General features: G+C 69.2%; 22 protein-coding genes. 11 read left to right on the top strand and 11 right to left on the bottom strand.

Going from position 1 to position 19,538, the window contains the following annotated elements:
* Positions 1–10: 10 nt before the first annotated feature.
* The 3 genes from NG1_RS08425 to NG1_RS08415 form a co-directional block, all read right to left on the bottom strand.
* A complete protein-coding gene (locus NG1_RS08425) occupies positions 11–298 on the bottom strand; it encodes a hypothetical protein (RefSeq protein WP_157113929.1) in 288 nt (95 codons plus the stop codon).
* Positions 295–657, bottom strand: coding sequence for a DUF190 domain-containing protein (locus tag NG1_RS08420; RefSeq protein ID WP_062969482.1), 363 nt, complete (start codon positions 655–657; stop codon positions 295–297). The genes NG1_RS08425 and NG1_RS08420 overlap by 4 nt, the downstream gene beginning before the upstream one ends.
* Positions 658–1,341: 684 nt before the next feature.
* Positions 1,342–2,841, bottom strand: coding sequence for an MFS transporter (locus NG1_RS08415; protein ID WP_062969481.1), 1,500 nt, complete (start codon positions 2,839–2,841; stop codon positions 1,342–1,344).
* Positions 2,842–2,958: 117 nt separating this feature from the next.
* Between NG1_RS08415 and NG1_RS08410 the strand changes: the two genes are divergently transcribed.
* Together NG1_RS08410 and NG1_RS08405 are read left to right on the top strand one after the other, a co-directional pair.
* Positions 2,959–3,639 carry a TetR/AcrR family transcriptional regulator gene (locus NG1_RS08410; protein ID WP_062969480.1) on the top strand — a complete coding sequence of 227 codons (681 nt, stop codon included), beginning with the start codon at positions 2,959–2,961 and terminating at the stop codon, positions 3,637–3,639.
* 54 nt (positions 3,640–3,693) lie between these two features.
* Positions 3,694–4,992, top strand: a complete 1,299-nt coding sequence (locus tag NG1_RS08405; RefSeq protein WP_062969479.1) for a D-arabinono-1,4-lactone oxidase — start codon at positions 3,694–3,696, stop codon at positions 4,990–4,992.
* A gap of 31 nt (positions 4,993–5,023) precedes the next feature.
* Here the strand turns inward: NG1_RS08405 and NG1_RS08400 are convergent, their stop codons facing one another.
* Positions 5,024–5,338 carry an SIR2 family NAD-dependent protein deacylase gene (locus NG1_RS08400; RefSeq protein WP_245659835.1) on the bottom strand — a complete coding sequence of 105 codons (315 nt, stop codon included), beginning with the start codon at positions 5,336–5,338 and terminating at the stop codon, positions 5,024–5,026.
* 111 nt (positions 5,339–5,449) lie between these two features.
* Between NG1_RS08400 and NG1_RS08395 the strand changes: the two genes are divergently transcribed.
* The 3 genes from NG1_RS08395 to NG1_RS08385 all read left to right on the top strand — a co-directional run bounded on the left by NG1_RS08395 (position 5,450) and on the right by NG1_RS08385 (position 7,575).
* A complete protein-coding gene (locus NG1_RS08395; protein ID WP_062969478.1) occupies positions 5,450–6,361 on the top strand; it encodes an oxygenase MpaB family protein in 912 nt (303 codons plus the stop codon).
* Positions 6,362–6,702: 341 nt separating this feature from the next.
* Positions 6,703–7,116: an arsenate reductase ArsC gene (locus tag NG1_RS08390; RefSeq protein ID WP_062969477.1), complete on the top strand. Its 414-nt coding sequence runs from the start codon at positions 6,703–6,705 to the stop codon at positions 7,114–7,116.
* A 54-nt stretch (positions 7,117–7,170) separates the two neighbouring features.
* On the top strand, positions 7,171–7,575 hold the full coding sequence (locus tag NG1_RS08385; protein ID WP_062969476.1) for a VOC family protein: 405 nt from the start codon (positions 7,171–7,173) through the stop codon (positions 7,573–7,575).
* Between the two features lie 125 nt (positions 7,576–7,700).
* On the opposite strand, the gene NG1_RS08380 is transcribed toward NG1_RS08385, so the two are convergent.
* Together NG1_RS08380 and NG1_RS08375 are read right to left on the bottom strand one after the other, a co-directional pair.
* Positions 7,701–8,405, bottom strand: a complete 705-nt coding sequence (locus tag NG1_RS08380; protein WP_062969475.1) for a helix-turn-helix transcriptional regulator — start codon at positions 8,403–8,405, stop codon at positions 7,701–7,703.
* 74 nt (positions 8,406–8,479) lie between these two features.
* A complete protein-coding gene (locus NG1_RS08375; RefSeq protein WP_062969474.1) occupies positions 8,480–9,181 on the bottom strand; it encodes a TetR family transcriptional regulator in 702 nt (233 codons plus the stop codon).
* Positions 9,182–9,268: 87 nt separating this feature from the next.
* On the opposite strand from NG1_RS08375, the gene NG1_RS08370 reads away from it, so the two are divergent.
* The gene (locus tag NG1_RS08370; protein ID WP_062969473.1) at positions 9,269–10,435 is read left to right on the top strand and encodes an FAD-dependent monooxygenase; all 1,167 of its coding nucleotides are present in this window, start codon (positions 9,269–9,271) and stop codon (positions 10,433–10,435) included.
* A 16-nt stretch (positions 10,436–10,451) separates the two neighbouring features.
* Here NG1_RS08370 and NG1_RS08365 read toward each other — a convergent pair whose 3' ends face one another.
* Positions 10,452–10,946, bottom strand: a complete 495-nt coding sequence (locus NG1_RS08365; protein WP_169812343.1) for a hypothetical protein — start codon at positions 10,944–10,946, stop codon at positions 10,452–10,454.
* Positions 10,947–11,556: 610 nt separating this feature from the next.
* On the opposite strand from NG1_RS08365, the gene NG1_RS08360 reads away from it, so the two are divergent.
* From NG1_RS08360 to NG1_RS08345, 4 genes are all read left to right on the top strand, one after another.
* Positions 11,557–12,951, top strand: coding sequence for a bifunctional lysylphosphatidylglycerol flippase/synthetase MprF (locus NG1_RS08360; protein WP_245659834.1), 1,395 nt, complete (start codon positions 11,557–11,559; stop codon positions 12,949–12,951).
* A 33-nt stretch (positions 12,952–12,984) separates the two neighbouring features.
* On the top strand, positions 12,985–13,944 hold the full coding sequence (locus NG1_RS08355; protein ID WP_062969471.1) for a threonine/serine dehydratase: 960 nt from the start codon (positions 12,985–12,987) through the stop codon (positions 13,942–13,944).
* An 84-nt stretch (positions 13,945–14,028) separates the two neighbouring features.
* Positions 14,029–14,577: a thioredoxin family protein gene (locus NG1_RS08350; RefSeq protein ID WP_040868841.1), complete on the top strand. Its 549-nt coding sequence runs from the start codon at positions 14,029–14,031 to the stop codon at positions 14,575–14,577.
* Between the two features lie 233 nt (positions 14,578–14,810).
* The gene (locus NG1_RS08345) at positions 14,811–15,740 is read left to right on the top strand and encodes a hypothetical protein (protein ID WP_084498783.1); all 930 of its coding nucleotides are present in this window, start codon (positions 14,811–14,813) and stop codon (positions 15,738–15,740) included.
* 39 nt (positions 15,741–15,779) lie between these two features.
* Here the strand turns inward: NG1_RS08345 and NG1_RS08340 are convergent, their stop codons facing one another.
* Together NG1_RS08340 and NG1_RS08335 are read right to left on the bottom strand one after the other, a co-directional pair.
* Positions 15,780–16,394 (bottom strand): dihydrofolate reductase family protein, encoded by a 615-nt coding sequence (locus tag NG1_RS08340; protein WP_062969469.1) that lies wholly within the window; start codon positions 16,392–16,394, stop codon positions 15,780–15,782.
* 114 nt (positions 16,395–16,508) lie between these two features.
* Positions 16,509–17,471, bottom strand: a complete 963-nt coding sequence (locus NG1_RS08335; RefSeq protein WP_062969468.1) for a GlxA family transcriptional regulator — start codon at positions 17,469–17,471, stop codon at positions 16,509–16,511.
* Between the two features lie 152 nt (positions 17,472–17,623).
* Between NG1_RS08335 and NG1_RS08330 the strand changes: the two genes are divergently transcribed.
* Positions 17,624–18,079 carry a hypothetical protein gene (locus tag NG1_RS08330; RefSeq protein ID WP_062969599.1) on the top strand — a complete coding sequence of 152 codons (456 nt, stop codon included), beginning with the start codon at positions 17,624–17,626 and terminating at the stop codon, positions 18,077–18,079.
* Positions 18,080–18,082: 3 nt separating this feature from the next.
* Here NG1_RS08330 and NG1_RS08325 read toward each other — a convergent pair whose 3' ends face one another.
* Positions 18,083–18,988, bottom strand: coding sequence for a universal stress protein (locus tag NG1_RS08325; protein ID WP_063910299.1), 906 nt, complete (start codon positions 18,986–18,988; stop codon positions 18,083–18,085).
* 67 nt (positions 18,989–19,055) lie between these two features.
* Positions 19,056–19,454 (bottom strand): Ig-like domain-containing protein, encoded by a 399-nt coding sequence (locus tag NG1_RS08320; RefSeq protein WP_157113927.1) that lies wholly within the window; start codon positions 19,452–19,454, stop codon positions 19,056–19,058.
* Positions 19,455–19,538: the final 84 nt, after the last annotated feature.

Raw genomic sequence — 19,538 nt, 5'->3', positions numbered from 1 at the left:
GTCATGAGGATCATGTCCACGACCGCCCGACCACCGCCGACCCCACGGCCACGTCGTTCACGTCGGCCACCCGCCGGAACCTCTCGTAGCCGTACATGTTGAACGTGCTCGGCACGGTGCGGAAGCCTGCTTCCGCGGCGGCGAGCGGCCGATGGCCCGCCGACGCGCCGCTCAGATCGCCGAGCCGCGCCGAACCGACAATGGTAACGGCCGCCGCGTGTGACAGCGGCGGCGAGGTGAAACCCGCTGTGGCCACAGGGGCTACGGCGGATCCGGCGGGCCTGCCGCGTCTGGTCATCGCTCACCTTCCTGCCACTGGTCCACCGGTACCAAGGTGACGTTGACCGAAGCGAACAGCTCGGCATTCCGCTCGACGAAGGCGCGCAGGCGACCCGGCTCGTCGACCAGCATCAGCAATAACGGAAGGTGGTCGGCGACGTCGAGGATCCGGGTGGTGTGCACGTGCGAGGACGCACCGTAGCCCTCGATGCCACGCCACACGCTGGCCCCCGCCAGACCGGTATCTCTGGCCCGGCGCACGATCTCGTGATACAGGGGCGTGTGCCGCCACTTGTCGTCCTCGTCGAGCAGCACGGTGAGCCGTGCGGCGGGCCGCCATCGTCCCGCCGTGGCCGCGCCCGTTTGCGAACCACTCATTGCCTGCCCCCTTCCGTCGTGCCGTTCCCGTCGATCGCCGAGCCGAACCAGGTAACCACCGTGCCATGCCCGCCGGGCTCCGCCGTCCCGGCCGCACCACCGCCACTCCCCGAGGCGGCCGAGCGCGGGGAGTGCCGCGCCCGGTCCGAGGAGTCTACGAACCCCGCGGGTGGGGTGGAGAGGGTGGTGCGACCGCCGGGTGCGCCGATGCCGAGAAGGGTGCGCAGCAGTCTCTTGGCTACCCACGCATGAGCGGCCGGAACCCTCGCGGATTCCGATGCGCAAAGCATCGCATGATATTTACCGCGCAGGTCGGAAAAGGGACCGCTCACGGCACAGCCCGCCGCATCTACTCACCTTGTATTTTGCACCGATAACGGTGATTCTGGAGCACTTTGCTTGCGCGGCGGACGGGCGGCGCGGGTCCGCGCGACGCCGAGCGGCACCGCGGACAACCCTGATTCGGACGGCGGCAGCGGACGGAGAGGTTCATCCTCGACACGGCACTCGCACGCCGGGAGCGGCCGATTGGCAATCGCGGAGCACAGATTCGGCCGGGGTACGCCGCGTGCATCTCGCCGCGCTCACCGACGAAGCGGATCGCGCGCCGTGCGGTTCGACGACGACGGCCGCCGCCCCTGCGACGAGGTCGCGGGAGCGGCGGCCGTCCGATACCGAACCGGATCAGTGCGCGAGTACCGGTTCTCCCTCGGCGGGCACCGGCACCGTGCTCGGCATCAGCACCGCGGTGAGGATGCCGCCCGCCACGAAGATCGCCGTGGCCCACCAGAAACTGGTGGTGTAGCTCTCGATCGCGGACTGGGCGATGGACAGCGGATCGGGCGTGCGGGTGGACAGGTAGTCGGTGGCCGCGGACGCCGCGATCGTGCTCAGCAACGCCGTGCCGATCGAGCCGCCGACCTGCTGGCTGGTGTTGATCATGGCCGAGGCCACACCCGCGTCCTCGTGCTGCACGCCCGAGGTGGCGCCCTGGAAGGCGGTCGACATCGCGCCGCCGAGGCCGAGACCGAGCAGGATCAGGGCGGGCAGGATGTGGCTGGCGTAGCCGGTGTCCAAGCCGATCCGGGTCAGCCAGGCCATGCCCGCCGCCGCGATCAGGAAGCCGCCGCTGACCACGATCTTCGGGCCGAGCTTCGGCAGCAGCAGCGACGGCGCGGTGGTCGAGGAGACCACCATGGCGGCGACCATCGGCAGGAACGCGACGCCGGTCATGATCGGCGAGTAGCCCAGGGTGAGCTGCATGTAGTAGGTGAGGAACAGGAAGATCGCGAACATCCCGATGCCCAGGACGAACACCGTCAGGTAGGAGGTGCCGCGCATCCGGTCGAGCACGATCCGCATCGGAAGCAGCGGGTGCGCGACCCGGGTCTCGAGCCAGGCGAACACCGCGATCAGCGCCGCGCCGCCGAGCAGGAACGCGAGGGTGACGCCGTTGGTCCACCCGTCCGACTCCGCGTGCGAGAACCCGTAGACGATGCCGAACAGACCGGCGGTGACCACGAGCGTGCCGGGGATGTCGAGCTTGGGACGCTCGGTGCTCGCGTGCTTGGCCAGCAGCAGCACCGCGCCGACCAGAGCGACGGCCGCGAAGGCGAGGTTGACGAACATCACCCAGCGCCACGAGGCCCATTCGGTGAGCGCGCCGCCGAGCAGCAGCCCGATCGCGCCGCCGGTGCCCGCGACGGCGCCGAAGATGCCGAACGCCTTCGCCCGCTCGGACGGCTCGGTGAAGGTCACCGTGAGCAGCGAGAGAGCGGCGGGCGCCAGCAGCGCGCCGAAGACACCCTGTCCGACCCGGGCGGCGACCAGCATCTCGAAGCTGGTGGCCGCGCCACCGATGGCGGAGGCGACCGCGAAGCCGACCAGGCCGATGATGAAGGTGTTGCGCCTGCCGAACAGGTCGCTGAGGCGTCCGCCGAGCAGCAGCAGGCTGCCGAACGCCAGCGCGTAGCCGGTGACCACCCAGGAGCGGTCGCCGTCGCTGAAGCCGAGATCCGCCTGCGCGGCGGGCAGCGCGATGTTCACCACGGTCGCGTCGAGCACGACCATCAGCTGGGCGACACCGAGGACGGCGAGCACCCACCAGCGCAGGGCATGCGAGCCGCGCCGCTCGCTTCCCGTCTGCTCGGGGGCGGGGGCCCCACGGTCGATGGCGGTAGTCATCTGTCCCCTTTGGCTCGAAGCTTGATCCGGAGGTAACCCCTCCGCTTATCTGAAGAAGTTATCACGATAACGGAGACAAGGCCTCCGGTTAATCCCCGATGTTGATAGAATGACGGTGTGAATCACGCCACGGTCGCCTCTCCACCCCGGCGCCTGCGGGCCGATGCCGCACGCAACCAGCAGCGCATCATCGCCGCGGCGCGGGAATTGTTCGCCGACCACGGACTCGAGATCACGCTCGACGACGTGGCCGAACGCGCGGGCGTGGGTGTCGGTACGGTCTACCGCCGCTTCGCGAACAAGAAGGAACTGATCGTCGAGGTCTTCGACCAGAACCTGAACGATTTCGCCGACGCGGCCGACGCCGCCTACCGACATCCCGACCCCTGGTTCGGGCTGGTCGAATTCTTCGAGTACGCGTGCAGACACATGGCCATCAACCGAGGCTTCAGCGAGGTCATGCTCGAACTCGAGGACGACGAGACCGACCGGTTCGCGGTCGTGCGCGATCGCATCAAGCCCACCGTGACCGCCATCTGCGCTCGCGCGCGCGACGCGGGCGTGCTCGCCGACGGCATCGAGCCCTCGGACTTCTTCGCGCTCGTGCACATGGTCGACGGGCTCGCCGAGTTCGCCAAGCCGGTCAATCCCGATGTCTGGCAGCGCTATATGGCCATCATGTTGAACGGCCTGCGGAGCGACGGCACGCCGCGCAGGCATCTCGACGTCCCCCCGCTGACCGACGCCGAGGTCGAGCACGCCAAACAGCATCTGACCTGCGGCTGGCGCAAGCGGTAGCGAAATCGCACGGTAAGTAGCGCGCGTCACGTTCACTCCCGTAAAGTTGGTCACATGACCAATTCGTGGGTGAACTGGGCTGGCGACCAACAGTGCGCGCCCGCGATCATCGCCATGCCGCGCTCCGTCGAGGAAGTGGCCGGCCTGCTCGCCGACGCCGAAGCCGCCGGCCGGACCGTGCGCGTCGCAGGCACCGGTCATTCGTTCACCGACGCCGTCCTGACCGACGGCACGCTGCTGAACCTGGCGAAGCTGAACCGCGTCCTCGATGTCGACCGGGCGAGCGGCCTGGTGCGGGTGGAGGCGGGCATCAGCCTGAACACGGCCAGCACCGCCCTGCACGAGCACGGCCTCGCCTTCCCGAACCTGGGCGACATCGATGTGCAGACCATCGCGGGCGCCATCGCCACCGCCACCCACGGCACCGGCGCCACCTTGCAGAACCTCTCCGCCGCGGTGCATTCGCTGGAACTGATGCAGGCGGACGGCACCCGGGTGGAACTGAACGAGCACACCGATCCCGACGGCTGGCGGGCGGCGCGGGTCGGCATCGGAGCGCTGGGTGTCGTCACCGCCGTGACCCTGCGGATGGCGCCGTCGTTCGTGCTGGAGGGCGTCGAACGGCCGATCCCGGTGGAGGAGGTGCTCGCGGACCTGGATTCGTTCGTCGACGGCAACGACCATTTCGAGTTCTACATGTTCGCGCACAGTCCGGTGGCCATGACCAAGCGCAACAACCGCGTGACCCTACCCGAGCAGCCGCGCCCCAAAGCGGTGGACTGGTTCGCCGACATCCTGATGTCCAATCACCTGTTCGACGCGCTGTGCAGACTGAGCCGCACGCAACCGCGCCTGGTCCCCTTCATCCAGCGCAGCGCCGCCTACGCGGGTAGCTACCGGCGTCAGGTGGACCGCTCCTACCGGGTGTTCGCCTCGCCCCGCCTGATCCGCTTCACCGAGATGGAGTACGCCATCCCGCGCGCGCATTCCGTCGACGCGATCCGCGAGATCAAGGAACTGACCACTCGTTTCGACACCCCGATGCCCATCGAGGTGCGGTGGGTCGCACCCGACGACGCGTTCCTGTCCCCGGCGGGCGGCCGCGACACCTGCTACATCGCGGTGCACCAATACCGGGGCATGGACTTCGAGCCGTACTTCCGCGCCTGCGAAGCGGTGTTCGACCGCTACCAGGGCCGCCCGCACTGGGGCAAACGCCACTTCCAGACCGCGGCGACCCTGCGGGACCGCTATCCCGACTGGGATCGGTTCGCCGAGGTGCGGCGGCGCTTCGACCCGAAGGGGCGTTTCGCCAATCCCTACCTCGACCGGGTGCTCGGGCCGGTCGGCTGAACCCGGCTCACCGCACCCAACGCCGCCGCGGTCACGCGGCGAGAATCTCCGCGACCAGGCGGGGCACGGCCGTGCCGATGGGTTCGCGGATGATCTCGGTGGCCAGGTCGTCGTAGGGCGTCGGCTCGGCGTTCACGATGACCAGATCCGCGCCGTTCTCCACCGCGACGGAGCACATCGACGCGGCGGGCTCGACCTGCAACGACGCGCCGATCGCCAGGAAGACGTCGCTCGTCTGCGCGGCGAGCGCGGCCTTGGTCATGGTGCGGCGGTCCAGCTGCTGCCCGAACATCACGGTGGCCGACTCGAGGATGCGGCCGTCACGACCGCGCCACTCGGTCGTCATATCCGCACAGCCTAAGGGCAGCGCCGAGATCGCCGATCATGGATAGACGATGAGAGACTTGTAGGGTTATCATCTCATTGTATTGAGTTCGGCCGATCAAGGGAGATCACGATGACCGCGTCCGTCGCACGCGAATCCACCGGCGCGCGAACGCTGCCGCCCCGCCGCCCGATCGAACCGGGGACACAGATGTGGGAGCAGACCGGCCTTGTCACCTTCTCCCTCACGGCGGGCTCTGCCTTCCTGCTGCAAACCATGGAGCCGACCATCTCCGCGGTGGTGGACGAGTACTCCACCTTCCGCACCGATCCCATGGGTCGCGCGATGCGCAGCCTGGCGTCGGTGATGATGTGGGTCTACGGCGGCGAGGAAGCGCTGGCCGAGGCCGACCGCCTGCGCGAACTGCACGCGTCGCTGAACACGACCGACGCCAACGGCGTCCGGCACACCGCGCTGTCCAGCGCCCCGTGGGCCTGGGTGCTGCACACCGGAACCTTCGCCTTCACCGAGAGCGCCAAGTACTTCGCCAAGCGCCCGCTCACCGCGGCGGACAAAGAGGCGTACTTCCAGGAGACGTTGCAGCTGTTGCGCAATTTCTCGGTGGCGCCCAAGGAGATCCCCGCGAACTACACCGAGTTCGAGAAGTTCTTCGAAGACACCGTCGCCAACCACCTGGTCGCCACCGACACCGCGCGCGACTACCTGCGGGTGATCCGCTCCGTCGCTCCGCCGAAGCAGCTGCCGCGCGCGCTGCGTCCCGCCTGGAAGGCGGCGGTGGCGCCGATCGGCTGGCTCCAGTACTTCGTGACGGTCGGCACCACGCCCGAGGTCGCGCGGCGCAAGCTCGGGCTGACCTGGACCGCGGCCGACGAACGCAAGCTGCGCGTGCTCGGCTGGCTGATCGCGCGACTGGTCCCGCTGCTGCCGGAGCGCCTGCGCTACTTCCCGATCGCCTACGAAGCACGCCGCCTGGAACGCGACCGGCAGCGGCTGCGCAAGATGATCGACCTGCGTCCGATCTGACCCGTTCCCGGCAAACCGCTTCCGGGTGACCACGGTCGGTGGGCCGGGGCGACCCGATCCCATTCGCCGACACTGCCCGTACCCCGGTCGACCCTCGTCGACCGGGGTACGCGTGTTGGCGGCGCGAACGGCGACCCGAGGCGCCGCAAAAGCTGCGTGATAACGGATTCGGGCCTGTGACCTGCGGTCACCGTACGCGCCCACCCGCGAGAGCACGTCGCGCCGTAACGCTTCGCGGCGCGCTGGTATACGTATCTCGTACGCTAGGAAAGCGTTTCGGTTCACCGCGGCCGGACGGCCAGCACACTTATGCTCCACCTTGCACCTCGAAAGGCGTTCCCATGTCCCACAAGCCCAGTGTGCTGTTCGTCTGCGAGCACAACGCGGGCCGCTCGCAGATGGCTGCCGGGTTCCTCACCGCCCTCGCGGGTGACCGGTTCGACGTGCGATCGGCGGGCAGCGCGCCGGCCGATGCCCTGAACGCCACGGTGGTGGACGCCATGGCCGAGATCGGCATCGACATCTCCGGCCACGCCCCCAAGCCGCTCACGATGGACGCGATCGGCATCTCCGATGTGGTGGTCACCATGGGCGCGGGCGACGCCTGCCCGTTCTTCCCCGGCATCAGCTACCGCGACTGGATGCTGCCGGACCCCGCGGACCAGTCCCTCGACGTGGTGCGCACCATCCGCGACCACATCCGCATCCTGGTGGAGAACCTGATCGCCGAATTGGTCCCCGCGCCCGCACGCTAGGCGCTGTCCGATTCGTTCAAGACGCGTCCGCACGCCGCTGCCTACGCTGCCGGTATGACACCACAACTCGACGTCATCGGCATCGTCGTCAGCGATATGGCCGCCTCGGTGGCCTTCTACCGCCGCCTCGGGCTCGCCTTCCCGGAGGGATCCGAGCAGGAAGGGCATGCCGAGGCGGCGCTGCCCAACGGCATGCGGCTCACACTGGACACCGAAGCCGTCATCGAGTCGTTCCACACCGGCTGGCGGCCCCCGACCGGCGCTGGCCGTCTCGCAGTCGCTTTTCGCTGCGCCGATCCCACGGAGGTCGACGCCGTGTACGCCGAACTCGTGGATGCCGGGTATCACGGCGAGCTGAAACCGTGGGACGCGTTCTGGGGGCAGCGCTACGCGGTGGTGCAGGATCCGGATGGCAACGGCGTCGACCTGTACGCCGCTCTTCCGGCCGCGAGCAGCTGAGCCACATCCGCCCGCCCGGCGCGAGACGGAGCCGGACACGCTTCCCGGCGAAATCCGCCGCGTACGCCGTCTCGACCGGTCCGATGCATCCCGGGACAGCGACCAGCCTGCGCGCGTCGACGTGGTCACGACTCGACGAGAAGGCCGCCCAACGGAATTCCCGCCAGCGCGCGCACCTCGCGGGAGAGGTGCGCTTGGTCGGCGAATCCGGCCCGCATCGCGGTGTCGGCGAGCGGCACGCCGCTGCGCGCCACCGCCAGCGCGCGTTGCAGACGCAACACCCTCGCGAGGGTTTTCGGACCGTAGCCGAAGGCGTCCAGGGAACGGCGGTGCAAGGTCCGTTCCCCCAGTCCGGCCGCGTCGGCGACCGCCGCCACCGGCCATCCGGCGTCGAGCGCGCCGACCACCTTCCGGATGAGCGGATCGGCCGGCTCGGTCTCGGCCGCGCGCCACTGCACGAGGCGTTCCAGCGCTGCCGCCCGATCGTCGGCGGCCGCGATCCGATCGACCAGCGGCCGGACCACAGCCGATGGCCACAGCTGAGCCAATTCGACCCGCCGGTTGCGCAACTCGCGCGCCGGAACGCCCAGCCACGCGGGTGCGGTACCCGGAAAGAACCGGATGCCGACGTACCGATCACCCGGGATCCCACCGGGGTGGTGGGCGCGGGTGTCGGGCCCCGCGACGACCAACCGGCCGTCCATCCAGATCAGATCCATGCAGCCGTCGGGCAGCACCGGCAGCGCCGTGCCACCGCCATCGACGGTCTTGATCCACAGCACGGCGCCCTCGTACCGCGCCGGCCGCTCGCGGTAGGCGGCATCGTTCATGACACCGACGCTACCCTCCGGACCACCGACCACGCGCGCGCGGCGTCTCAAAAATATTGTCTCAAAATACGCCGTTATTTGAGATAGCGGTAGAGCGTCGCCCGCGAGACACCGAGTTCCCTGGCAATTTCGGCGACGCCACGCCCCTCCGCGTCGTGCCGCCGCCGCGCGAGTTCGACCTGCTGCGGGCTCAGTGCCATCGGCCGCCCCCTGGACGCGGCCGCGGGCGGCGTCCGGTCCGCGGGCGCCAACAACAGACGCACCCCTTCCAGCACCTCCGAACGCAACTGGTCGACCGGAGCCTCGGCGTACAACACCACCGGATCGCTGAGCCCCGCCACCGCCTGGGTGGCGCGAACGCGCTCGGCGAAGCTGGCGTCCGGGCCCGCGACCAGGATGTTCGCCTGCATCATGACCTTGCTGAACCGCTCGAAGATGCTACCGGGAGCGGCCAGCGCCAGATCGCGGACGTTGAGCCGCAGCAGGTAGCGATGGGCGAGGAAGACATCGAGCAACCCTTCGACCACCCGGCGGCGCGCCTCGCACGGATCGGGATCGCCCGCCTCGGCGACGGTGCGCTCCATCGCCGCGAGGAACGGCTCCGCCAAGCCCGCGAGGATGTCGTACTTGCTCGGATAGTGATAGAGCACACCCGCCTTGGAAATGCCCAGTTGCTCGGCGATCGCGCGCACCGAGGTGCGGTGATAACCATGCGTCCCGAACAGGTCCATGGCCACCTCGAGGATGCGCGCGCGGGTGGTCGTCTCGTCGCTCACGCCTCGGATCCTACCCGTTGACTGACCGATGGTCAGTGTCTTACATTCATGACTGACCAACGGTCAGTCGATACAACGGAGGCACTCATGGCGCACGATCCCCGCATCCTCATCTCCGGCGCGAGCATCGCCGGACCGACGCTCGCGTACTGGCTGGTGCGCAACGGCTTCCGGCCCACCGTGGTCGAGCGCAGCCCGGCACTGCGCCCTGGTGGCAACGGCGTCGACATCCGGGGGTCCTCGGTACGGATCGCGGAGCGGATGGGCGTACTGCCGACGTTGCGCGAACGGGCCACCGACATCCGCGAGCTGACGTTCGTCGACGCGGCCGATCGCCGCGTCGCCGGGATGAGTACGCGTATCTTCAACGCCGACGGTGACATCGAGATCATGCGCGGCGACCTGGCCCAGGTGCTGTACGAGGCGACCGCCGACGACGTCGAGTTCACCTTCGGCGATTCGATCGCCGCGATCACCCAGCGCCCGGACGCCGTTGAGGTGACCTTCGACAGCGGCAAGCAGGCCGAGTTCGACCTGGTCATCGGCGCCGACGGATTGCATTCGCGGACCAGGAATCTGGCCGTAACGCCGGAGGCCGACGCGCTGCATCACCTCGGCGTGTACTTCGCCACCGCCCGCGTCGACGCCGGTCTCGGACGCCCGCACGCGGTGACCCTCTACAACACGCCGGGTAAGGTGGCGGGCGTCTACCGATCGGGGGCGCACGACGGCGCCACGGCGTTCTTCGCCTTCCGGGAGGCTCGCGTGCTGGATGTCGACCACCGCGACGAGAACGCCCAGAAAGCCCTGCTGAGCGCGTATTTCGACGACCGAGCCTGGCAGGTGCCCGCGTTGCTCGAGCAGGCCACCGCCGACGACGGCTTCTACTTCGACGCGGTGAGCCAGGTCCGCCTGCCTGCCTGGTCGAGCGGACGGGTCGCCCTGGTCGGTGACGCCGGGTACTGCGCGACCCTGCTATCCGGCGCGGGCGCGGCGCTGGCCATCGAAGGCGCACACCTGCTCGCGACGGAACTCGCCGCCGCGGGCGGCGACCATCGGATCGCCTTCCACCGCTATGAACAAACCCTGCGGCCCACGGTACTGCGGGCACAGCGCTCGGTACGGGCGAGCAGTTCCATGCTGATTCCGGCCACGGGCGGCCACATCTGGTTGCGCAACCAGCTGACCCGCCTGATGGTGCTCCAGACCCTGGCGTCCCGGGTCTACCGGCCGGTCGCCGTGCGCGCCGCCTGAGCGGACGGCCGCGGGATCAGCGCTGCGGCGCAGCGATCGGGACGATCACGCGCGGCACGACCCGCAGGTACGGCTCACGATGGTCCGCGGCGATCTTCGATTCCGGGTCCCGGCAACCTACGGTGACGTCGCTGTTCGGCACGGAGGAGAACGTCCACACCGTCACCCACTCCGTCCCGCCGAACGCCTCCGTCTTCTTCGCGTCCGACGAGCGCAGATCTTCATTCCGCCCGGAACTGTCGGTCACCGTGCAGCGAATACCGTTGGCAGCCTGCCCCCATGCGACAGGCGCGCGAATATCGAGCACCACATCGGGGGGCACCGGAACTTTCTTCGATTCGCCCAGCAATATCCGGATACCGCTGTCTGCCACTTCCTCGTCGCGCGCCCCGGTCGTCGTCGCCGGAACGCTCGGGGCGGCGACGGTACTCGTCGCGGTCGCCGCCTCACTCGCCGAAGTGTCGTCGGAACATCCGGACACAGCGGCGGCGACCAGCGTGGGAATCACCATCCAGCTCAGTTTCACAGTCGGACCTCTCGTCGCGCCCACTCATCAGGCGGTTGGTTCGGAGCAGCCAGGCACTGAGCATGACAACGAGAAAGAGGAAAAGCTCGGATACACGCCGATAAATCGGCAATTCGCTCGCAAATGTCCGAAATCGCCCGGCGGAGAAGGAAATAGAGTTGAATTTCCGATTCTCCGACACGAGCCTATGACGCCATTCGGGCAATCGGCGCGCATCCGAGGGACGCGCTCGAAGTTCGTCGCACTCGCACCACTGGCCGCGATCGGCTACCGCATGGGCGGACCGCTCGCACGCCCGACCGCGGCGATCTTCGGCGGCCGGATCGTCGCGGCGACGAGCCGGCCGCCCGCGTCACCGCGCGACGGACATCGCCGCGAAACCCTTCCAGGAATAAACAAGATTCATCCGATGTTTGCCGTGGGGCGCCGTTGGTCTGTGATGCCTTGGTTCGTGCCGCCTACCGGCTGGTTTCGAAAAGGTGTTTCCCCTGGACCAGGGGGGCCGCATAGTGTGTTCGGTAGGCGATCATGTGGAGGACCACCATGGCGAAGCTGTCGTGGGTAGCGGAGCACGAGGGTAGGGCGGAGCCCGATCGTGCCTGACGGTCAGGGAACCTCCAGCTCGCGCACGCTGCGCGCCACCACACTCGGCGGCTACCGGGCAGCCGCCTTCACCACCACTCCCGGCACGCGCGCCGCACTGATCACGACGGCGCTGTTGATCGCGGTGATCCTGGCCTACGAGTCGAACACGACCTCGCAAGAGGGCGCCGATCACGGGTGGTTCGTCGGGGTCGCGCTGTCCGGGGTGTTCGTCGCACGCGGACTGCACCTGCGCAGGCCGATCACGCTTCCGCACGTCACCGCCGCGGTGCTGGTGCTCGCCGTCGCGCATCTCGCCTACCGCGCCGAGCACGCCGACGCCGGATTCGTCCTGCTGGCGGCCACCGGATTCGTCGTAGTGCTGCCGCGCACCGGTAGACCGCAGCCAGGCGAGGTGTATCGGGTGGCCGAACTGGTCGGCCGCACCGAGGGCGACCCGCTGGCCCCCTTCGCCCTGCACTCGTCCAAAGCCTATTTCTTCAACACGTCCTCGACCGCCGCCATCGGCTACCGCACCCGCTTCGGCATCGCCGTCGTCGCGGGCGACCCGATCGGCGATCGCGCGGCATTCCCCGAACTGGTCGCGGCGTTCTCCGACTTCGCGGTCAACCATGGCTGGCGCGTCGCCGTGCTGGGCGCGAGCCCGGAACTGGCCGAACTATGGCAGGTGTGGGCACTGGAGCATCGCGGGCTGCGCGCGGTGCCGATCGGCCGCGACGTGGCGATCGACGTGGAGCGGTTCAACCTCGTCGGACGCAAGTACCGCAACCTGCGCCAAGCCGTGAGCCGCACCAGGAATTTCGGCGTCACCACCGAGGTGGTGTACGAGTCCGCCCTCACCCCTGAGCGGCGCGAGGAACTGCTGGCCATCGTCGACGAATGGCGCCGCGGCAGGCAGACCCGTGGCTTCTCGATGATCCTGGACCATCTGCTCGACGGGCGGAATCCGAACATGCTGGTGGTCATCGCCAACGACGCGGACGGCAGTCCCGTCGGCTTCCAGCGCTACGGCATTTCCGGGCGTGGGCGGGAACTGAGCCTGGACGTCCCGTGGCGGCGCAAGGACGCGCCCAACGGACTGGATGAACGCATGATCGTCGACTTGGTCGACTACGCCGCGGCGCATGACATCCAGCGGATCTCCCTGGCCTTCGCGCCGTTCCCGGAACTGTTCGCCGAAAAGGACAAATCGCGCACGGCCACCCTGTTCTATGTGCTGGCACACCTGGCCGATCCGCTGATCCGGCTGGAATCGCTCTACCGCTTCCTGCGGAAGTTCCATGCGCTGTCGCATCAGCGCTACGTCCTGGTCCGCTGGCGGGAGGTGGTGATCGCGGCCGCCGCCCTGCTCACCCTGGAGTTCGTCCCGCATCGCCGCGAGTACTGAGCGGCGGCGCCCGACCGTGTCCCGAGGAGCCACGTGGAACTGACCCACAGCGACGTGAAGGCCGCCGCCCAACGGGTGAGCGGACTGGTCAGGCCGGTGGTGGTGGCGCAGGCCGACCAGGCGGGCGAACTGTGGTTCGCACTGGAGTTCCTCCAGCACACCGGGAGCTTCAAGGCCCGCGGTGCGCTCAACTTCTTGCTCGCGCATCGCGAGAACGGCACGCTCCCACGGGCGGGCGTGACGATCGCCTCGGGCGGCAACGCCGGACTCGCCTGTGCGTGGGCGGCCCGCAGTCAGGGGATTCCGGCCACGGTGTTCCTGCCGACCACCGCCCCGCGGGTCAAGGTGGACCGGCTCGACTCCTACGGCGCGGACGTCCGTCTGGTGGGGACGCAATACGCCGACGCGCTCGCGGCCAGTCGCGAATTCGCCGACACCACCGGCGCCCTGCTCTCCCATGCCTACGACCACCCGCTCATCGCCGCAGGCGCGGGCACGCTGATGACGGAGATCCGCGAGCGGATCTCGGATCTCGGGGCCGTCGTGGTCGCCGTCGGCGGCGGCGGGCTGTTCTCGGGTGTGGCCACCGCCGCCGATCACTACGGTGTCCGGACCGTCGCCGCGGAGCCGGCCCGTTGCCGCGCGCTGCATGCCGCGATCGCGGCCGGGAAGGTCGTCGACGTGGAGGTCGACTCGGTGGCCGCCGACTCGCTCGGTGCCCGGCGGGCTTCTGAACTGGCGCTGGCGGCTGCGCGGCACTACGACGTGGCGTCGGTGCTCGTGGAGGACGCCGCGATCGTCGCAGCGCGCCGCGAGCTGTGGGAGGAGCGCCGCATCGCCGTCGAGCACGGTGCGGCGACCGCCGCGGCGGCGATCCTCGGCGACGAGCCCGCGTTCCGGCCTCGTCCGGGCCAACGCGTATGCGTGGTGCTGTGCGGAGCGAACACCGATCCGTCCGATCTGGCCGGTTCGGACGGCCGCCACGCCGACTGACGGCCCAGCGGCGTATTTCCGACGAATCGGACGACACGGGGTTAGGCTCCCGCTGTCCTCTGCGATCCCGACGGAAGGCACACCATGGCGCATACCTCACACATGGTCCCCATCGGCACAGCGCTACCCGACTTCTCACTTCCCGACCTCGACCAGCGGATCTACTCCCGGGACGATTTCGCGGACGGCCCCGGACTGCTGGTCGTCTTCGCGTGTAACCACTGCCCCTACGTCAAGCACATCGAGGCGGCGCTCGGCGAATTGGTCGATTCCCTGCCGTCCATGCCCACCGTGGCGATCTGCACCAACGACGCGTCCGCCTACCCGGACGACGCACCGCTGCGGCTGCGCGACCAAGCGATCCGCGCGGGCTGGACCTTCCCCTATCTCGTCGACGAGCAGCAGCACGTGGGCCGGGCCTTCCGCGCCGCGTGCACTCCCGACTTCTTCCTCTACGACGCGAACCTCCGGCTCGCCTACCGCGGCGCCTTCGACGAATCGACGCCCGGAAACGGGAAACCGCTGACCGGGAACGACTTGCGCACGGCCGTCGAAGCCGTGCTGGCAGGCGGGCCCGTCCCCGAACCGCACCGGCCGAGCATGGGTTGCTCGATCAAGTGGCGGGACGCCTGAGCATCTTCCCGCGTACGCGCACCCGACGGATCGCACTGCGCCACGCCAGCTGCGGCACGGCGGCCGACAATCTGGCGAATTCTCCGAAATTCCCCGGTTCCACCACGGTCCGGGCCCGCCAGGCGGTGGCGGCCAGCCGCACGGCGCGCGATGCTTTGCCCCGAAGGAAGACCCGTGCTGACGAGCAGGCCGGAATGAGGGACACTGTTCGGCGACGCCGGGGATCGAAAGGGGTGGGGACATTGGCGACGATCGTCCTTGTACACGGCATCGCGCAGGAACAGGAATCGGCCGACACCTTGGAGGCACGCTGGTTGCCCGGACTCGCGGGAGGCGTCCGCAACCACGGCGCCCCGGAGCTGGCGGACCGCTTGTGGCGCAACGGTTCTCCCGGCGACTTGTCGATCCGGATGGCCTTCTACGGCAATCGTTTCCTGGTCGAGGGCGCGCAGGGCGCGGGGATCGAACCCGACGACGCCCAGCTCGACCTGATGGAACAGCTCGCCGCCGAGTGGCTGGCGACGGCCGCCGCGCACGCGGGCGACGAGCGTGATCGGGCGACGGCCCGTCGCCTCGGCACTCCCCCGCCGCCGGACGCGGTGGCGCAGGGAACGCAGGCGAGACTGCGGCCCGCGCTCAACGCGCTGATGCGGTTGCGCTGGTTCGCGCCGTTCGGTTTCGGATTGGCGCAGAAGTTCGTCATCCGTGCCCTGTCCCAGGTCGCCCGGTATTTCACCGACGACGATGTGCGGGAATATGCCCAGCGGCAGGTGCTCGATCAGGTCGGTCCCGACACCCGCCTGGTCGTCGCGCACTCGCTGGGCAGCGTGGTGGCCTACGAGGCGCTGCACCGCACCGACCATCCGGTGACCCTGCTGACCATGGGCTCGCCGCTCGGGTTGCGCTCGGTCGTGTACGACCGGCTGCGACCCCAGCCGAGCACCGTGCCGAAATCGGTGACGGAATGGCACAACTTGGTCGACGAGGACGACCTCGTGGCGGCACACCTCGACCTCACCTCGTTCTTTCCGCCGTACCCCGGCAGCGCCGTCATCCCGGTCACCGAACAGCATTTCGACAACGGCGCGTCGCCACACGACTCGACCAGCTATCTCATCAAAGCCGTCACGGGGAGCATCGTCGCGAAAGCGCTGGGGCACTAGCGGCTTCACCACGACGGGCCGACCGTACGGCGACGACGCCTACTGAACGCTCTGCGACAGATGGGCTTTCGCGTCGTCGTAGGACGCGTCGGACGCGGTCTCGTCGCGGGTGTAGACCAGATGCAGCACGCCGGTGGGGAAGGTCTCCGAGGACAGCAGGCGCAGCGGGACCGTGGCAGCGCCGTCCTGGAACAGGCGATCGCCCTTCCCGACCGCGATCGGGTGCACCAGCAGGTGCAACTCGTCGAGCAGACCAGCGGCCAGGAGTTGGCGGACCACCGAGACCGAGCCGCTCATGCCGATGTCGCCGCCGGGCTCGTTCTTCAGCGCCGTCACCGCGTCGATCAGATCGCCGTCGATCACTTCGGAGTTGCGCCAGGTGAAGTCGAGGTCCTGCCGGGTAACCACGATCTTGCGCGCGTCGCCCAATTTCTTCGCGAACGCCGCGTCCGGGCCGCCCGCCGCTTCGCGCTCCGGCCACGCGCCCGCGAAGCTGTCGTAGGTCTTGCGGCCGAGCAACAGGGTGTCGGCGGCGCCGAGCTGGGCGTCGACCGCCGCGCCCATGGCGTCGTCGAAGTAGGGGAAGTGCCAGTCCTGCGGGTCCTCGATGACGCCGTCGAGGGCGATGAACAGACCGGCGGTGATTTTCCTCATGTGCGTTGCTCCTGGATCGGTGTTGCGATGTCGCTTGATCCGACGGGACGACGCGCGAGAACTCATCGGTCGGCGCGGCCGCCGTCGCCGCGCCCCGTCCGGCACGCCCCCGCGCTAGCCGGACAGGTTCGCATCGGAGCCGTGAAATGCCGCGCGGTAGTTGTGCGGACTCGTCCCGACCACCCGCTTGAAGCGGTCGCGGAACGCGGTGGGCGAGCCGAAACCGACCTGGCCCGCGATCCGGTCGACCGGGTGGCTGGTGGCTTCCAGCAGATGCTGGGCCTGCCGGATTCGCGCGCGCAGCAGCCACTGCAGGGGCGTGGTCCCGGTGTGCTCGCGGAATCGCCGGTTGAGCGTGCGGGTGCTCATCCCGGCCTGGGCGGCGATGTCGTCGAGGGTGAGATCCCGCGCGGAGTTGTCCTGGATCCACCGCAGCACCGGCTCCAGCGCCGAGCCGCGCGGCGTCGGCGGCTGGTCGTGCACGATGAACTGCGCCTGCCCCCCTTCCCGCTCCAGCGGGACGACCGACTTCCTGGCCGCGTCGGCCGCGACCGCCGAGCCGTAGTCCCGGCGGATCATGTGCAGGCACAGGTCGATTCCGGCCGCGGCGCCCGCCGAGGTGAGCAGCGAGCCGTTGTCCACGTACAGCACGTCGGGGTCCACGTCGATGTCCGGGTAACGGGCCGCGAGGTCCGCGGCGGCGAGCCAGTGCGTGGTCGCGCGGTGCCCGTTCAGCAATCCGGTCGCCGCCAGGATGAAGGCGCCGGAACAGATCGACGCGAGACGGGTGCCCGCGGCCGCGGCGCGGCGCAGCGCCTCGAGCACCTCGTCCGGCACCGGAAGGGCCGGGTCGGCGCAGCCGGGCAGCACGATCGTGTCGGCTTCGCCCAGCGCATCGAGGCCGCGCGGGGCTCGCATCGTGAACAGCCCCGCGTCGACGGTCGGGGTGCCAGCGCAGACCAGCACGCGGTATGCGGGCCTGCCATCGGGGAGACAGGTACGCCCGAACACTTCCACCGGCGTGGCCAGATCGAACGCGATCACCTGGTCCAGCGCGAGGACGGCCACGGTGTGCATGGCGATAGTCTAGGCGTCCAGCTGATTCCAGCCAATGCGCCGAACTGGCTTCTGCCGAATATCCGCATTTCACGGCCCTTGGCGAGAATCGAGCGATATATGGCACTTTCGCCAATTTCGCCCGCGCCGGATCCTGGCTAGTGTCGACCGCCGTGACGAAGTTCCTGCTCTCGGTCCACGTGCTCGCCGTGATCATCGCCGTCGGCCCGGTGACGGTGGCGGCCAGCATGTTTCCCGCCACCACCCGCCGCGCCCTCGCCGCCACCGCGACCGGGCACGACCCGGCCGTCCTCGGCACGCTGCATCGCATCTGCCGCGTCTATGCCCTGCTCGGCGTGGCGGTCCCGGCCTTCGGTGTGCTCACCGCGCTCGCTCTCGGCGTGCTCGGCGACACCTGGCTGGTGGTGTCGATCGGATTGACCGCGGCCGCGGCGGGCGTGCTCGCACTGCTCGTGCTGCCCGGGCAACAGAAGGTCCTCGCCGACCTCACCGGCACCACTCCGGCGCTGATCCGGCGTCTCGCCATGGACACGGGAGTGTTCAACCTGCTGTGGGTGGCGGTCACCGTTCTGATGATCGTGCGGCCGGGCTCGACGACCGGAGTGTGACGCTCAGTCGGGCAGGAAGCGGACCGCCATCGAGACGTCGCGAACGATCATGATCGGGCACGCCACCGACAGCAGCAGTGCCTGACTGGTCGAACCGAACAGCATGCCGGCGAACCCGCCTCGACCGCGGCTGCCGACCACCAGCAACTGGGCCTGCCCGGAACGTTCCAGCAGGCTGCGCTCGGGCCGGTCGGTCACGATCTCGCGCCGGATCTCGACATCGGGAAAACGCTCCTGCCACCCGGCGAGGCTTTCGGCCAGCACGATCTGCTTCTCGGTATCCACCGCGAGTTCGGCGCTCACCGACGGCAGTTCGACGCCCGTCCACACATGCAGGGCCAGCAGGGGCACACCCCGCGCCGAGGCCTCGTGCAGCGCCGCTTCGATAGCGGGTTCGCTGATCTCGGTGCCGTCTACGCCGACGACGATCAGCTTCTTCCTGGCTTCCGCGGTGAGCGGGGCGCCCTCCCGGACCACGACCACCGGGCAGCGCGCCCGTCGCGCCAGCGCCGCACTGACCGATCCCAGCAGAGCACGCTGTACGGTCCCGCGACCGCGGGTGCCGACCACCATCATCCGCGCTCCGCCGGTGCGGTCGAGCAGCGCCGGACCGACCGGCTCGTGCACCAACTCGGTGCTGATCTCGATGTCGTGCAGCGCCCGGACCGCGATGCGCGCCTCCTCGGCCGCGGTGTCCAGCACCCAGCGACCGTGCCCTTCCAATCGGGCGTAGTCGGTGCTGGTGAGCGGTTCGGTGACACCAGGTCCGTAGTCGGCGACCGGATCCACCACGTGCGCCAGACGCAACGGCGCCCGATGCTGCGCGGCGGCCTGTGCTCCCCACGCGACCGCCACCGCCGACCCGGCGGACCCGTCCACACCGACGACGATCGGCCCGTTGCTTCGCATGCTCATTTCCTTCCCGCCGAAGAGATCGAGCTCGGACCGCCGATCACCGGTGCGGCGGACGTCGCCGTCAACCGCCGCGGACGACGCACGCGTAGCCCAGGTGGATGCCTTCGCCGACCGGGAGGTCGATACTCGCCGCATACGGCGCGTCCGGCTCCTGCACGGCACTGACGGTGTGCGGTCCCGGCGTGGCGGGCACCCAGTCGATCAGCGCGACGCCGCCGGAAGGCCGGACCACACCGAACGGAATGCCGTTGTCGTAGAACACCACCGGTGCGACGACGTCGGTCACGGTGGCTCGCGCGGTATAGGCGCAGCCCGTCCCGTAATTGGTCACCAACCCGAAATTGAGGCCGGGATACATCCCGACCTGGGTCACCGTGGCCCCGGCCGAGGGCGGGTCGGCCATCATGACCGCCGCGACGGCTCCGAGCGCCACCGCTGTCGCACCGATTCGTCTTCGCATTCGGGTGGTCCTATCGGTCGTGAGTCGCTCCTCGTCGAACGGACGCCGGCCGCGCGCACCGACGCGATTACTAGATCCTCACTC

The sequence above is a fragment of the Nocardia gamkensis NBRC 108242 genome (assembly GCF_001612985.1).
GTDB lineage: Bacteria > Actinomycetota > Actinomycetes > Mycobacteriales > Mycobacteriaceae > Nocardia > Nocardia gamkensis.
This window is presented reverse-complemented; position numbering and strand designations above follow the sequence as displayed.